Here is a 14,462-nt window from a genome sequence, read left to right on the forward strand (position 1 = left end):
TCTGCATCTGGCTCAGGAAAGATCTGGCTCAGGAAAGCTCGTGTCGACATTCAAGTTCAGTCCCTACCGAGCTTGAAAGGCGAACCCCCACCCTGAGCTTGTCGAAGCGCGAGGGTGGGTTTGGGAAACAACAATCCTTCAAAATAAAAAAACCGGCCGTGTCGCCACGGCCGGTTTTTTTGTTCATCCGAACAGCAGAGTTCAGAAGAAGCCGCGGCGCTGCCACCAGCCCGCCTTCTTCGGCTTGCCGTCCCCATCCGTGCCTTCGTTGGTGCGGGTGGATTTGACCACCGGCTCCGAGGAGGAAACATTCGATTCGCGGTTGGCGCGTGCCGGCTTGCCCGCTTCCGCCACGGCGGGTTCGCTGACGGTGTCGAGGTCGGCTGCGACTTCGGCAACCGTTTCGGCTTCGACATCGACCGCAACCGCTTCTTCGACAACCGGCGCTTCCACCGGCGATGCCTCGGCCTTCGGCTTGCGACGGCTGCGGCTCTTGGCCGGCTTGACGTCTTCGGTGACAACAGACGCCGTTTCGACGGCAGCCATAGCCGGCTGGCTTTCGACGGCGGCTTCGCCTTCGGCAACGGCAATCTCGGCGACGCTTACACCAGCATCGCTTTCACCGTCGTCTTCCTCATCGGCGCTCTCTTCCGAGTCTGCCGTGCCGGCTGCGTCCAGTTCATTGCCTTCGCCATCGCGATTGCGTCGGCCCCCGCGCTTGCCACGACGGCGGCGCTTGCGCTTCTGCTGGCTATCGTCGCTATCGGACACTTCGCCGCTAGCGCTCTTCACCTCTTCCTCGCCGTCGTCTCCATCCTCTTCGTCATCCTCGACCGAGGTGTCGGCGGGCTGGGAAGCCGTCTGGACATCGCTGCCGCGTCCACGACGGCGGCGGCGGCGCTTGCGCTTGCGGTTGCCATCGTTGCTCTCGGAGCGGGCAACCGGCTGTTCGGCGCCTGCTGCCTTTGCTTCGAGCTCTTCGTCTTCCTCCTCGTCGGCCTCGATGACGATATCGTCGTCATCGTCGTCCGGAATGGCGGCGAAGTTGAACAGGGTTTCGATCTTCACCGGATTTTCCACCGGCTCGCCGCGGTCGATCGCGAAATGCTGCGTTCCAACGGCATTGTCGGCGCCGATGATGATCGCGACACCGAAGCGGCTCTCATAATCGACGATCGTCTGACGCTTGTGGTTCAGCAGGTAAAGCGCGATGTCCGGCGTCGTGCGCACAGTGATGTCGTGCGTCGTGTTCTTGAGCAGGTATTCTTCGATGCCGCGCAGGACATGCAGGGCGACCGAGGACTGAGAACGGACGTGGCCGGTGCCGCCGCAATGCGAGCAGACCTGCGTGGTGCTTTCAAGAACCGATGCGCGGATGCGTTGGCGCGACATTTCCAGAAGGCCGAAATGCGAGATGCGGCCGACCTGGATACGGGCGCGGTCGTTCTTCAGGCATTCCTTCAGCTTCTTCTCGACAGCGCGGTTGTTGCGCTTTTCTTCCATGTCGATGAAGTCGATGACGATCAGGCCCGCAAGGTCGCGCAGGCGAAGCTGGCGAGCCACTTCATCGGCGGCCTCGAGGTTCGTCTGCAGTGCCGTATCCTCGATCGAGTGTTCGCGGGTCGAACGGCCGGAGTTGACGTCGATCGAAACCAGCGCTTCCGTCTGGTTCATGATCAGGTAGCCGCCGGACTTCAGCGTCACCTGCGGCTGCAGCATGCGGTCGAGCTGCGCCTCGATGCCGGAGCGCGAGAAGATCGGATGGATGTCGCGATAGGGCTGAACCACCTTGGCATGGCTCGGCATCAGCATCTTCATGAAGTCTTTCGCTTCACGATAACCTTCCTCACCGGAAACGATGACTTCGCCGATATCCTTGTTATAGAGGTCGCGGATCGAGCGCTTGATCAGGCTGCCTTCCTCGTAGACGAGGCAAGGTGCGGTCGAAGCGAGCGTCAGCGTGCGGACGTTTTCCCACAGGCGCATCAGATATTCGAAGTCGCGCTTGACTTCGACCTTGGTGCGGTTGGCGCCGGCGGTACGCAGGATGACGCCCATGCCCTGCGGCACTTCGAGCATCTTTGCGATTTCCTTCAGGCGCTTGCGGTCTTGCGGATTGGTGATCTTGCGGGAAATGCCGCCGCCGCGCGCCGTGTTCGGCATCAGGACCGAATAGCGACCGGCAAGCGAGAGATAGGTGGTGAGAGCAGCGCCCTTGTTGCCGCGCTCTTCCTTGGCAACCTGCACCAGCAGGATCTGCCGGCGCTTGATGACTTCCTGGATGCGGTACTGCTTGCGCGGCTTGCGCTGCGCGCGATCCGGGACCTCTTCCATGGCGTCTTCGGCGCCGACGGATTCGATCACTTCCTCTTCATGGTCGTGATCGTCGTCGTCGTCATCGTCGTGACGGCGCTTGGAAACGTCGACATCTTCGGAGATCGAGTCGGTTTCGACCATCGCGGCCATTTCGCCGGACGGGCCGTCCTCGTCTTCGCTGGGAGCGTCGACCTTTGCCTCGGCAGCGGGCGTTTCGTCGGCGGGAGCCTCGGCGACCGCCTTCTTGCGGCTGCGGCGCGGCTTGGCCTTCTTTGCCGGCGCTTCCGCCTCGGCGGCGGGAGCGGCTGCCTCAGCGGCAGGGGCTTCTTCCGCGATGGCCGCGTCATCGGTTATGACGACCTCGTCCTTCTGGACGATGCCGATGTCCGGCTGTTCCTGCTTCGAAAGATCGAGCGCCGTTTCGACATGCTCGACATCATCGTCGCGACGATGCTCTTCGGCTTCCGCCCGCAAGAGAGCCTGCCGGTCAGCGAGCGGGATCTGGTAGTAGTCGGGATGAATTTCGGCAAAGGCCAGGAAGCCGTGCCGGTTGCCGCCGTAATCAACGAAAGCGGCCTGCAGCGAGGGTTCTACCCTCGTCACCTTGGCGAGGTAGATGTTGCCGCGGATCTGCTTCTTGTGCTGCGACTCGAAGTCAAATTCTTCTATGCGGTTCCCGCGAACGACAACGACGCGCGTCTCTTCCTCGTGAGACGCATCGATAAGCATTTTGTCTGCCATGAAAGCTGTGCTCCTCGGCGCAGACATGCGGAAAAGGGCCGGCCTGTCGCTAAAACAGGCTGGACGCTATTCACCATTGCTGCACCGGATAATGAAAGTCGCGATTGGTTGTTTGGCGATGACAGCAGCCAGACGGCAGCCGGGACACTAGCTCCCCGGGGTCTGTTCACTTCTTGAAAAAGCTGCTGCGGTAACATCCGTAACCAAGCGAGATCGACAATGCCAAAGACCCAACAACGGGGTCCGATGAATGTGCTCTTTAAAGAGCGTTTGGTGGCTCTCCACCGATGAATTTCCCGCACAAAACCGGAAATCCAGATATCCAGTATTTAGGAGCAGAAGCACTGTAGACGGCGGATGACGGCCGCTGATGGCGCCTAGTACTCGAAGGCGGCTGCCTTTGCGGCGACTCTATCCCGTCAACACTTCTACCCTAATATGCGTTGTATGTTTTATCTGTCACAATAGCAAGGGGAAAGCCAAGTATGCCATAATATTGATGGATTCGTCGGCTGAGGAAGGGCGGCGCCGGTGCGTCCGATTCTTCGCCGGCGTATCGCTGCATCGATACTGCGCGAGTAATGACTTTTCCGTCTTTTTGGACTTCAAAAACGACGTTGAAAGCAATATGGGGCGCGGCAGACGGTTTTTGAAGGGATTGCGGCATGCGACGGAGAATGGCGTGAGAGCTGTGCGGATTGCGGTGGCGGCTTTCGCCCTGGCGGCTCTTTCGACGCTTGCGCCGGTCGGGGCCATGGCCGATCCGCTGCTTGCTTACGGCGCCCGTATCGCCGGCGACGATGCCCGCACCCGCATTGTCATCGACATGGACCGCGCGCCGACTTTCTCCGTCCATTATCTCGACAATCCCGTGCGTGTCGTCATCGACCTTCCGGCGACCGCCTTCGGCTTTCCGGCTCGCGACCTGAAGCCGGTCGGTCTCTTCAAGGATATCCGCTACGGCACGATGGACGAGGACAGCGCCCGTATCGTGCTGACGGCGACGAAACCGGTGAAGCTGGTCATGGCCAAGGTGCAGGCTGACGAGAGCGGCAAGGGGCAGCGCCTCGTGCTCGATGCCGAAATGCTGCCGACCGCGCAGTTCGCCGATCTTGTCAAGCAGCAGAGCTGGACCAACGACGACACCGCGAGGGACGTCGGCCCGGTGGTGCCGCTCGACAAGCCCGATCCGAGCGCGTTCCTGGTGGCGGTCGACGCCGGCCATGGCGGCATCGATGCCGGCGCGACGGGCAGCGATGGCGTCACCCAGGAAAAAGAGATCACGCTCGCCTTCGCCAGGCTCTTTGCCGACAAGCTGAATGCGCAGCCCGGCATCAAGGCTTTCCTGACGCGCGACAAGGATGAATATCTGTCGCTGTCGCAGCGGGTGACCGTCGCCCGGCAGAATCATGCCTCGCTGTTCATCTCGCTGCATGCCGACACGCTGAAGCAGAAGGATATTCGCGGCGCTACCGTCTATACGATCTCCGACAAGGCATCGGACAAGCTTGCCGGCGAAGTGGCGGACCGCGAGAACAATTCCGATCAGCTCGCGGGCGCCGATACGCAGGCCCAGCCCGCCGCGGTCGCCGATATCCTCATGGATCTGACGCGGCGCGAGACGCAGGCCTTTTCGATCTCCCTGGCGCAGGATGTGCTTACCTCCTTCAACGGCCAGATCGCCACCATCAACAATCCGCATCGTCACGCCGGTTTCCGCGTCCTGCAGGCGCCAGATGTGCCCTCCATCCTGCTGGAACTCGGCTTTCTTTCCAACAAGGAGGACGAGAAGCTGCTGCTCGATCCGGCCTGGCGGGAGAAGCTGGCCGACCGGCTGACGCAGGCCGTTAAGCAATATCGCACCTCGATCGTCGCCAATGGCGGCTAGGGGCTGGACGGCGGCCCCGGTTCGTGTCTTCCATGTAACAGCGGCTGCTAATGCTTCGGGATGAAGGCACGAATACCGCGATGAGCCCTATTTTGCTCACATTCCCGCCGTTACAGCGAAGTATCGTTCACTTGCAGGCGACATGCACGGCTTTGTGCCGCCGCCGTCTTGCATTCACCCCGTGAGCGTGCAAAACGCCCGTGGATATGCGATGGTCTCGCATCTGTGCCGCATGAAGAAGAAGCACCGGTAGTATCATATGGTCAGACTGATTGGATATTTCTTTGGACTGGGCTGCATCCTGTTCCTGCTCGTGGCAGCCGCAGCGGGCATCTATCTGAGCGTCGTCTCCAAGGATCTGCCGGATTACGAGGTGCTGGCGAAATACGCGCCGCCGGTGACCACCCGCATCCATGCCGGCAACGGCGCGCTGATGAAGGAATATTCGCGCGAAAACCGGTTGTTCGTCCCGATCCAGGCCATCCCCGACCGCGTCAAGGCCGGCTTCCTTTCGGCGGAAGACAAGAATTTCTACAACCATCCCGGCGTCGATGTCGGCGGCCTGATGCGCGCCATCGCCGTCAACCTGCAGAATATCGGTTCCGGCCGCCGTTTCGTCGGCGCCTCGACGATCACGCAGCAGGTCGCCAAGAACTTCCTGCTGTCGTCCGACCAGACCTTCGACCGCAAGATCAAGGAAGCGATCCTCTCCTTCCGCATCGAGCAGGCCTACAGCAAGGACAAGATCCTCGAGCTCTATCTCAACGAGATCTATTTCGGCCTCAATTCCTATGGCATCGCCGGCGCGGCGCTCACCTATTTCGACAAGTCGGTCAACGAGCTGACCATTGCCGAATCGGCCTATCTCGCCTCGCTGCCGAAAGGCCCTTCCAACTACAACCCGTTCCGCCATCCCGAAGCCGCGATGACACGCCGCAACTGGGTCATCGATCGCATGGTCGAAAATGGCTATGTCAGCCAGAGCGACGGGGACGAGGCCAAGAAGCAGCCGCTCGGCGTCGTGCCGCCGAAGAGTGGACCGTCACTCGCCGCCTCCGATTTCTTTGCCGAGGAGGTTCGCCGCCAGCTGATCGACCAATATGGCGAGAAGGCGCTTTATGAGGGCGGTCTTTCCGTGCGCACCTCGTTCGATCCGCAATTGCAGCTCGAAGCCCGCAAGGCGCTGCAGGACGGGCTGATCGATTATGACGAGCGCCGCGGCTACCGCGGTCCGGTCAAGCACCTCGCGACCGCGCAGGATTGGGGCCCGGAACTCGCCAAGATCCCGGCATTGAGCGACGTGCCGGAGTGGCAGCTTGCCATCGTGCTTTCGGTGTCGGACCAGGCCGTCGATATCGGCCTTCAGCCGGGCGTCGATGCTGCGGGCAAGGTTGCCGCAGAGCGCAAGCGCGGCACCATCGCCGCCGCCGACATGCGCTGGGCTTTCCGCACGGGCGGCAAGACCGCGAAGTCGCCGAGCGGCGTGCTCGAACCCGGCGATGTGGTTTTCGTCCAGAAGACCGGTGGCGACGATTCCAGCAGCTATCGCCTGCGTCAGCCGCCGAAGGTACAGGGCGGCCTCGTCGCCATGGACCCGCATACGGGCCGTGTGCTCGCGATGGTCGGCGGCTTCTCCTATGCGCAGTCGGAATTCAATCGTGCCACCCAGGCCAAGCGTCAGCCGGGCTCTTCCTTCAAGCCTTTCGTCTACGCCGCGGCCATGGACAATGGCTATACGCCCGCCTCGGTCATTCTCGACGATCCGCTGCAGATCACGCTCAGCAACGGGCAGGTCTGGAAGCCTGAGAACTATGAAGGCGAGGGTGGTGGTGCCCATACGCTGCGCTTCGCCATCGAGCATTCGCGCAACCTGATGACCGTGCGCCTCGCCTCCGACATGGGCATGCCGTTGGTTGCCGAATATGCCGAACGCTTCGGCATTTACGACCGCATGAACCCGGTGCTCGCCATGTCGCTCGGCGCGGGCGAGACCACCGTGCTGCGCATGGTCTCGGCCTATTCCGTGATCGCCAATGGCGGCAAGCAGATCAAGCCGACCTTGATCGACCGCATCCAGGATCGGTATGGCGCGACCATTTTCAAGCATGAGGAGCGCGTCTGCGAGGCCTGCAATGTCAGCGAATGGAAGAATCAGGACGAGCCTGTCATCGCCGACAATCGCGAGCAGGTGCTTGACCCGATGACCGCCTATCAGGTCACCTCGATGATGCAGGGCGTCGTTCTTCGTGGCACGGCGGCCGGCAAGATCAAGCTGAATACCGATGTCGCCGGCAAGACTGGCACCACCAATGACGAAAAGGACGCCTGGTTCGTCGGTTATACGCCGAGCCTCGTGGCCGGCCTCTATATCGGCTACGACACGCCGAGTTCGCTCGGTCGCGGTGGCACCGGCGGCTCGCTGGCCGCGCCGATCTTCAACGAATTCATGCAGGCCGCGACCAAGGACCAGCCGCCGCAGAAATTCCAGGTTCCGGCGGGCATGACGATGATTGCGGTCAACCGCGCAACCGGCATGGCGGCGCAACAGGGCGATCCGAACGCGATCATGGAAGCCTTCAAGCCCGGCACCGGCCCGGCCACGAGCTTCCAGGTCATCGGCGGTGGCGATGCGGCGGCGCAGGTCGCGCCCGAAGAGATTCTCAGAACCTCGCCGCAGGCCAACCAGGCGGTCACCTCAGGCGCCGGCGGCCTCTTCTGATCCCACCGGAATTCTCCAGGGAACATGCCGCGGGGCTTTACAGCCGCGGCATGTGTATCTATGTGACCAGCACTCCTTGAATTGAACAGCGGTTCACAGCGAACCGACGAATGAAGAAGCAGGATCATGCGAGCGGAAATCGAGAAAGTAGTCGACGAAACCAAGCAGGCCATAAGCCTGCTGAGGAGGCATCTTTGACTGGGATCAGGCGGTAAGACGACTGGACTGGTTGAATAACAAGGCAGAGGATCCGACCCTCTGGAACGATGCCACCGAAGCGCAGAAGCTGATGCGTGAGCGCCAGCAGCTCGATGACGGCATCGGCGGCGTGCGTACCCTGGAGCGGCAGCTCGCCGACAATGTCGAGCTCATCCAGCTTGGCGAGGAAGAGGGGGATGCCGACGTCGTTCGTGAAGCCGAGGACGCGCTGAAAAGCCTGAAGGCGGAGGCTGCGCGCCGGCAGGTGGAAGCCATGCTGTCGGGCGAAGCCGACAGCAACGACACCTACCTCGAAGTCCATTCCGGCGCCGGCGGCACGGAAAGCCAGGACTGGGCGAACATGCTGCTGCGCATGTATACCCGCTGGGCCGAACGCCAGCGCTTCAAGGTGGAGCTTCTGGAAGTTCATGACGGCGAAGAAGCCGGCATCAAGTCCGCGACGCTTCTCGTCAAGGGCCACAATGCCTATGGCTGGCTGAAGACCGAATCGGGCGTTCACCGCCTGGTGCGTATTTCGCCCTATGACAGCAACGCGCGTCGGCACACGTCCTTCTCGTCCATCTGGGTCTATCCGGTCGTCGACGACTCGATCCAGATCGAGATCAACGAAAGCGATTGCCGTATCGACACCTACCGTTCGTCGGGTGCCGGCGGCCAGCACGTCAACACCACCGACTCGGCCGTGCGCATTACGCATATTCCGACCGGCATTGTCGTGCAGTGCCAGCAGGAGCGCTCGCAGCACAAGAACCGCGCCAAGGCGTGGGATATGTTGCGCGCCCGCATGTACGAAGCGGAATTGATGAAGCGGGAAGAGGCCGCCAACGCCGAAGCCGCGTCGAAGACCGATATCGGCTGGGGCCACCAGATCCGCTCCTACGTTCTGCAGCCCTATCAGCTCGTCAAGGATCTGCGCACCGGCATTTCCAGCACCGCTCCGGACGATGTGCTCGACGGTGATCTCAACGAGTTCATGGAGGCGGCCCTCGCGCACCGCATCAGCGGCGCGGCCGATGCCGTCGTGGACGACGTGGATTGAGAACAGGATAAGTCAAAAATGAAAAAAGCCCCGGAGACGGGGCTTTTTGCGTTCGAGCGAAGGTTTTCCGAGCAAGGACGGCGATCGACTCGGGCCGTATGGCAACCCTCAATCCGAAAACTGTTCGGCCAGAATCCTGTCCGACCACGACCTGTCCGGATCGGACAGGATACGGGCGGTCGTGTCTTCGCTCTGGCGGATCTGGACGCCGAGCACCGATTTGACTTCCTTATTGTCGGCGGCGGCATTGACCGGGCGCTTCTCCGCCTCGAGCACGGTGATGTCGACCGTCACCTTGTTTGGAAGGAGTGCGCCGCGCCAGCGACGAGGGCGGAAGGCACTGACCGGCGTCATGGCGAGCAGCGGCGCTTCCAGCGGCAGGATGGGGCCGTGGGCGGAAAGATTGTAGGCCGTCGAGCCCGCCGGCGTCGTCACCATCAGCCCATCGCAGATCAGCTCCGGCAGCCGGACCCGGCCATCGATCTCGACCCTCAGCTTCGCCGTCTGATAGGATTGGCGAAACAGCGATACCTCGTTGATGGCGAGCGCGACGCAGGAGCTGCCGTCCGCATTGCGCGTGGTCATCTGCAGCGGATGAAAGGCATTCTCGACGGCGGCTTCGATGCGCTCCGGCAGGTTCTCCGTGCGATAATCGTTCATGAGGAAGCCGATGGAGCCGCGATTCATGCCATAGACGCGCTTGCCGGAATTCATCGTCGTATGCAGTGTCTGCAGCATGAAGCCGTCGCCGCCGAGCGCCACGACGATATCGGCCTCTTCCTGCGGCGTCTGGCCGTAAAGCCGAATCAACTCGTCCCGTGCGGCCTGGGCTTCCGGCGCCGTCGAGGCGAGAAAACAAACGGAATGAAAAGTGCGCGACATGCAACGTCCCTTGAACAGTCATACTAGGAGGTAATGATATTCCCTCGACGCGACAAGACGTTTTGCAAAGACTGGTGAATCCACAAGCGGATCGCCGATCCCTCCGCCATCAGCGCAGGCCGGCCGATTTTCCCTTTACAGGAAATCAAAATCTGCTACTTGGCATGCCGATGTGCCCTTGTAGCTCAGTTGGTAGAGCACCTGATTTGTAATCAGGGGGTCGCGGGTTCGAACCCTGCCGGGGGCACCATCCACTTTCAAAAGCTCCTGTTCCTCAGGGTCTCCGCTTGATATGGGGAGCCCGGATTGCTCCTATGGGAAAGATATGACCGTCAAGCCTAAGAAGCCGAAACTTGAACATTCCGAGCTTTCCGGCGAATTCACCGAGGATGGCGTAACCGTTCTCGTCGATATTTTTCGCCCGGCCGGCACCAATGCCGACTGGCGGATGGAGGTGATCACGCCGGAGGAAGACCTGATCGAGTGGGAAGAGCCTTTCGCAACCGATCGGGAGGCCTTCGACGAATTCCTGGCGACGATCGCGCGCGAGGGCATCCGGACATTCTTCGACGATTCCGACCCGGTGGTTCACTGATCGGCATCCTCGCCGGGGCCGCTTTGGTCGCGTCGGGAAGCGGCATGCCCGTGGCGGGAGACACTGCCCGGGAAGCGCCAGTTTCGCGCGTATATTTACAAAGGCAAAAATAGGCATACACTTCCTCGCTCAACTGAGGGCGAGGGTAGTGCCATGCGCAAGGCATCGAGGCGTGCCGTCCTGGGATCGTTGCTTGTCTTTGCGGCGGTGAGCGCCGGTATGACCGCATCGGCCGGCGCGAATTGCTACTGCAAGAACAGGGATGGAACGCAGTCTCCCGTCGGCGATGTCGCCTGCGTGACCGTGGACGGCAAGAGCTATCTGGCGCAATGCGAGATGCAGCTGAATGTCACCTCCTGGTCGAAGCTGCAGGATGGCTGTCCGGTCACCCAGCGATCGCCATTGCGGCAATCGGTCTGGCATATCCAGCCCACTGTCATTCGTTGAAACGCACCTGTCCTTGACGCGCGGGTCATCTTGACCGCCTGTGGGTGCTTTCGCCTGAAAGGGTAAGCTTTAGCCGCCCTGCTTGCGGACCAGCAGCATCGGATCGCCTTCTTCCTCGTCCGATGTCTTGAAGTTGCCGTCCGGTTGCATGTCGAAGGAAAGCGAGGAGCCGTCGGTTCCCATCAGGACCAGGCCGAAGCCTTCGGTGGCCCAGAGGGAGAGCTTGAGATCGGCGATATTGGCCGGGCAGTCGCTGGCCGGTGACATCTTCGGCGTGCCGTCCTGATCGGTCTCGCTGGTCAAGGTGATATCGCAGATCGCCTTGCCGTCCGGCTGCCGGACCTGCCAGCTTCCGGCAAGAGCGGCGGTGGTCGGAACATGGTCGACATCGCCGAGCGCCGGCAGCAGCCACATCGGGTCGCCCGAATCGCTTACCCAGGGGGAGCCTTCCTCTTCCTGAAAGCGGACCAGCACCTTCTGCGCGGCATCGAGGATGGCGAGAGAGCCGTCGTCCGTGAAATTCCAGGCACTCGCCTTGGCGAGTGCGGGCAGGGCAGCCGCACAGGCGTCGGCGCCGCTGACGGTGTAGCCGCCAGGCGCCTTGCCGGTCTCGAAGCCGAGGCGGCAGCCCTTGGCGCCGCTTTGGGGCGCCAGCAGCCAGGAACCGGCCTGTGCCTTCACCATTTCCTCATCGGCGGCCCGCGCTGGCTGGGTGACCGTCAGCACAAGAACGGCGGCAGCCGTCGCGAGAGCAAATCCACGGATCAAGGCACATTCTCCCAAATCTGCAGCGGCGGCGCAGGCGCGGCCGCTATAGCAATTCCAGGAAAAGTGCGCAGCGGTTTTCCGTCCGGAATTGCGTCAAAACAAAAGAATAGAGCGGTTCAATTATTCCATGAAGCACGGAACCGCTCTAGGTTCTCAGATAGGACCGCGCCGCATAAAGGGCGATCGCGGCGGCGTTCGAGACGTTGAGCGACTTGATCGCGCCCGGCATGTCCAGCCGTGCCAGCGCGTTCACGGTTTCCCGCGTCTTCTGGCGCAGCCCCTTGCCCTCGGAACCGAGGACGAGGGCAATTTTCTCTCCCGAAAACGTCCCTTCCAGCGGCGCCGGTCCTTCCGAATCGAGGCCGATGGTGACGAAGCCGAGCCGATGCAGCTCGCCGAGCGCGTCGGCGAGATTGGTGATCTGTATATAGGGTATCAGTTCCAGCGCCCCGGAGGCGGATTTCGCCAGCACGCCCGATTCGGTCGGGCTGTGACGCTGCGTGGTGATGACGGCGGCGGCATCGAAGGCTACGGCCGAACGCATGATCGCGCCGACATTGTGCGGATCGGTCACCTGATCGAGCACCAGCAGCAGCGGACTGTCCTTCAGCGCTTCGAGGCGGCGAACGGGCAGGGGGCGGGTCTCGAGCATCACGCCCTGATGGATCGCTTCCGGACCGAGCACCTTGTCGATATCCTGCGGCGAGACGATCTCGACCGGAATGCCGAGTTGATCGGCTGGGCCGATCTCCAGCCGCACCAGCGCATTCTGCGTCGTCGACAGCTTGATATTCTTCCGCTCTGGATTGGCAAGGGCGGCGCGAACCGTGTGCAGGCCATAGAGATAGACCTGATCGGGAGCGAGAGCCGGCGGCTTCCAGTCGTCCGCGCCCGGCCTTTTGCGCTTCTGAGGCGCCGGTGTCGGGATTTCGCCGCGCTCGCGCTTGGCGTCGCGATGCGCCCGTCGTAGCGTGGCGTAATGCGTATCCTTGGCCGACTTGTCGCCGGCGGTGTTTTCTGGGCCGGAGCGGCCGGGTGTTCTGTCTTTGCTCATGCGGCTTTATAGCGACAGCGCCTCGGAGCGGATAGTCCTCTTTCGCCGGCGGGTTTTCCCCAAGGCTGAAATTTTTTCGTCATTTTTGGCAATTCCTTGTGTTGACAGACGGAAACGGGCCGGTCATATACGCGGCGCAGATCGAAGCGGCGACGCCGGTCTGGCAAGCTTGGTCGCAAGATCCAGTCGGAATACTGGAGGGATGCCCGAGTGGTTAAAGGGGACGGACTGTAAATCCGTTGGCTCAGCCTACGTTGGTTCAAATCCAACTCCCTCCACCATTCCGGACCGGATCTTGACCATCCCGCGGGTATAGCTCAATGGTAGAGCAGCAGCCTTCCAAGCTGAATACGCGGGTTCGATTCCCGCTACCCGCTCCATTTTCTCGAACATTTCTTTTTCTTCGCGGCATCGTTTGTCCGATGTCGGCCGGCTCGTGCGCCAGGCGCTTATGGCGTGGCTGCGCTGCCCTGGCGAAAGGCCGCATCGCGCTACGTCCGACATTCTCCCAAAGATATTCAGCTATGCATCTTTGACGTGAGGGGTTGCTTATATTTGAATGAGCGGTAGATATTTGTACGCCAACCGAAACGGGGGAATGCACATGGGTATCTTCGACAAGATCAAGAACGCAATCTGGGGAGAGGCGAAGGCAGCCGAAGCTCCCGCCACGACGACGCCGACCACTGCTGGCGCAGCGCCGGCTCCTTCCGCCCCCACGACTCCTGCCGCAAGCGCTCCGGCCTCCACGGCTTCCCCCGTGGATATCGCGTCGATCCTCGACGCGGCCGTCAAGAAGAGCGGCCAGAAGCTCGATTGGAAGCATTCGATCGTGGACCTGATGAAGGCGCTTGGGATGGATGCGAGCTTTTCGGAACGCAAGGAACTCGCGCAGGAGCTGGGCTATACGGGTGATGCAGGCGACTCCGCCAAGATGAACATCTTCCTTCACAAGGCGCTTCTGAAGAAGCTCTCGGACAATGGCGGCAAGGTGCCTGCCGATCTGCTTGACTGATCGACGCGGACGATGGTGGCCGCCTCGACGGCGGACGCCATAAGTTGATGTGGACGAGACGATTGCTTTCAGCGCCCTTCCCTCGATTGGGGGAGGGCGCTTTTCATTTTCCGGTTGCGGCTCGGCCGGTGGATAGAGCCTCGGTTTTGCCGAGGATGACTGGAATTATGTCCCTGGCATCCCCATCTAAGCACCTGAACCGGCAAATGCTTTTATGCCTTTCCGGATCGGCCGGCGACACCTTCGCGGCGAATCGGGATCGATGGCTGCTCACCACCCGCCATCGACCGGAGTTCGCCAGGAATAGGGCCTGCAATTAAGTCTTGCGCAAATGCGACGAAAGCCTTAAACGGCGGCACTAAACCGGTTCGCCGGGGTCACCCATTTACGTTCACAGGAAGCATTCAAATGGCAAAGAGTAAGTTTGAGCGCAATAAGCCGCACGTTAACATTGGCACGATTGGGCACGTTGACCACGGCAAGACGTCTTTGACGGCGGCGATCACGAAGTTCTTCGGCGAGTTCAAGGCGTATGACCAGATCGACGCGGCGCCGGAAGAGAAGGCCCGCGGTATCACGATCTCGACGGCCCACGTCGAGTATGAGACGCCGAACCGTCACTATGCGCACGTTGACTGCCCCGGCCACGCCGACTACGTCAAGAACATGATCACGGGTGCGGCGCAGATGGACGGCGCGATCCTGGTCTGCTCGGCTGCCGACGGCCCGATGCCGCAGACGCGCGAGCACATCCTGCTGGCCCGTCAGGTTGGCGTTCC

11 protein-coding genes and 3 tRNA genes are annotated in these 14,462 nt (G+C 61.5%); 10 read left to right on the forward strand and 4 right to left on the reverse strand.

What is annotated here, in order from left to right; genetic code table 11:
- Positions 1 to 201: 201 nt before the first annotated feature.
- A complete protein-coding gene (locus tag FHX11_RS10365; protein ID WP_184357483.1) occupies positions 202 to 3,057 on the reverse strand; it encodes a ribonuclease E/G in 2,856 nt (951 codons plus the stop codon).
- A 754-nt stretch (positions 3,058 to 3,811) separates the two neighbouring features.
- On the opposite strand from FHX11_RS10365, the gene FHX11_RS10370 reads away from it, so the two are divergent.
- The 3 genes from FHX11_RS10370 to prfB all read left to right on the forward strand — a co-directional run bounded on the left by FHX11_RS10370 (position 3,812) and on the right by prfB (position 8,922).
- On the forward strand, positions 3,812 to 4,945 hold the full coding sequence (locus tag FHX11_RS10370) for an N-acetylmuramoyl-L-alanine amidase (RefSeq protein WP_246780952.1): 1,134 nt from the start codon (positions 3,812 to 3,814) through the stop codon (positions 4,943 to 4,945).
- Between the two features lie 259 nt (positions 4,946 to 5,204).
- Positions 5,205 to 7,664 (forward strand): penicillin-binding protein 1A, encoded by a 2,460-nt coding sequence (locus FHX11_RS10375; RefSeq protein ID WP_184357485.1) that lies wholly within the window; start codon positions 5,205 to 5,207, stop codon positions 7,662 to 7,664.
- 126 nt (positions 7,665 to 7,790) lie between these two features.
- Positions 7,791 to 8,922 (forward strand): peptide chain release factor 2 gene (gene prfB, locus FHX11_RS10380; protein ID WP_184357486.1). Its coding sequence is split into 2 segments (ribosomal slippage): positions 7,791 to 7,859 and positions 7,861 to 8,922, totalling 1,131 coding nucleotides; the frame shifts between segments, so codons are not numbered across the junction.
- Positions 8,923 to 9,030: 108 nt separating this feature from the next.
- Here prfB and FHX11_RS10385 read toward each other — a convergent pair.
- Positions 9,031 to 9,804, reverse strand: a complete 774-nt coding sequence (locus FHX11_RS10385; RefSeq protein ID WP_184357487.1) for an NAD kinase — start codon at positions 9,802 to 9,804, stop codon at positions 9,031 to 9,033.
- A gap of 174 nt (positions 9,805 to 9,978) precedes the next feature.
- On the opposite strand from FHX11_RS10385, the gene FHX11_RS10390 reads away from it, so the two are divergent.
- The 3 genes from FHX11_RS10390 to FHX11_RS10400 all read left to right on the forward strand — a co-directional run bounded on the left by FHX11_RS10390 (position 9,979) and on the right by FHX11_RS10400 (position 10,846).
- A tRNA-Thr gene (locus tag FHX11_RS10390) sits at positions 9,979 to 10,054 on the forward strand.
- Positions 10,055 to 10,129: 75 nt separating this feature from the next.
- Positions 10,130 to 10,399 carry a hypothetical protein gene (locus tag FHX11_RS10395; protein WP_184357488.1) on the forward strand — a complete coding sequence of 90 codons (270 nt, stop codon included), beginning with the start codon at positions 10,130 to 10,132 and terminating at the stop codon, positions 10,397 to 10,399.
- A 153-nt stretch (positions 10,400 to 10,552) separates the two neighbouring features.
- Positions 10,553 to 10,846, forward strand: a complete 294-nt coding sequence (locus FHX11_RS10400; RefSeq protein ID WP_184357489.1) for a hypothetical protein — start codon at positions 10,553 to 10,555, stop codon at positions 10,844 to 10,846.
- 69 nt (positions 10,847 to 10,915) lie between these two features.
- Here the strand turns inward: FHX11_RS10400 and FHX11_RS10405 are convergent, their stop codons facing one another.
- Positions 10,916 to 11,614: a protease inhibitor Inh/omp19 family protein gene (locus tag FHX11_RS10405; protein WP_184357490.1), complete on the reverse strand. Its 699-nt coding sequence runs from the start codon at positions 11,612 to 11,614 to the stop codon at positions 10,916 to 10,918.
- A gap of 145 nt (positions 11,615 to 11,759) precedes the next feature.
- Positions 11,760 to 12,668, reverse strand: coding sequence for a 23S rRNA (guanosine(2251)-2'-O)-methyltransferase RlmB (gene rlmB / locus FHX11_RS10410; protein WP_184357491.1), 909 nt, complete (start codon positions 12,666 to 12,668; stop codon positions 11,760 to 11,762).
- Positions 12,669 to 12,864: 196 nt separating this feature from the next.
- On the opposite strand from rlmB, the gene FHX11_RS10415 reads away from it, so the two are divergent.
- From FHX11_RS10415 to FHX11_RS10430, 4 genes are all read left to right on the forward strand, one after another.
- Positions 12,865 to 12,949: transfer RNA gene (locus FHX11_RS10415), tRNA-Tyr, on the forward strand.
- Positions 12,950 to 12,974: 25 nt separating this feature from the next.
- Positions 12,975 to 13,048, forward strand: a tRNA-Gly gene (locus FHX11_RS10420).
- 224 nt (positions 13,049 to 13,272) lie between these two features.
- The gene (locus FHX11_RS10425; RefSeq protein WP_184357492.1) at positions 13,273 to 13,683 is read left to right on the forward strand and encodes a DUF3597 domain-containing protein; all 411 of its coding nucleotides are present in this window, start codon (positions 13,273 to 13,275) and stop codon (positions 13,681 to 13,683) included.
- Between the two features lie 408 nt (positions 13,684 to 14,091).
- Positions 14,092 to 14,462 (forward strand): GTP-binding protein (locus FHX11_RS10430; protein WP_184357493.1); only part of this gene is annotated, 371 nt, incomplete at its 3' end.

The sequence above is a fragment of the Rhizobium sp. BK602 genome, assembly GCF_014195095.1.
GTDB lineage: Bacteria > Pseudomonadota > Alphaproteobacteria > Rhizobiales > Rhizobiaceae > Rhizobium.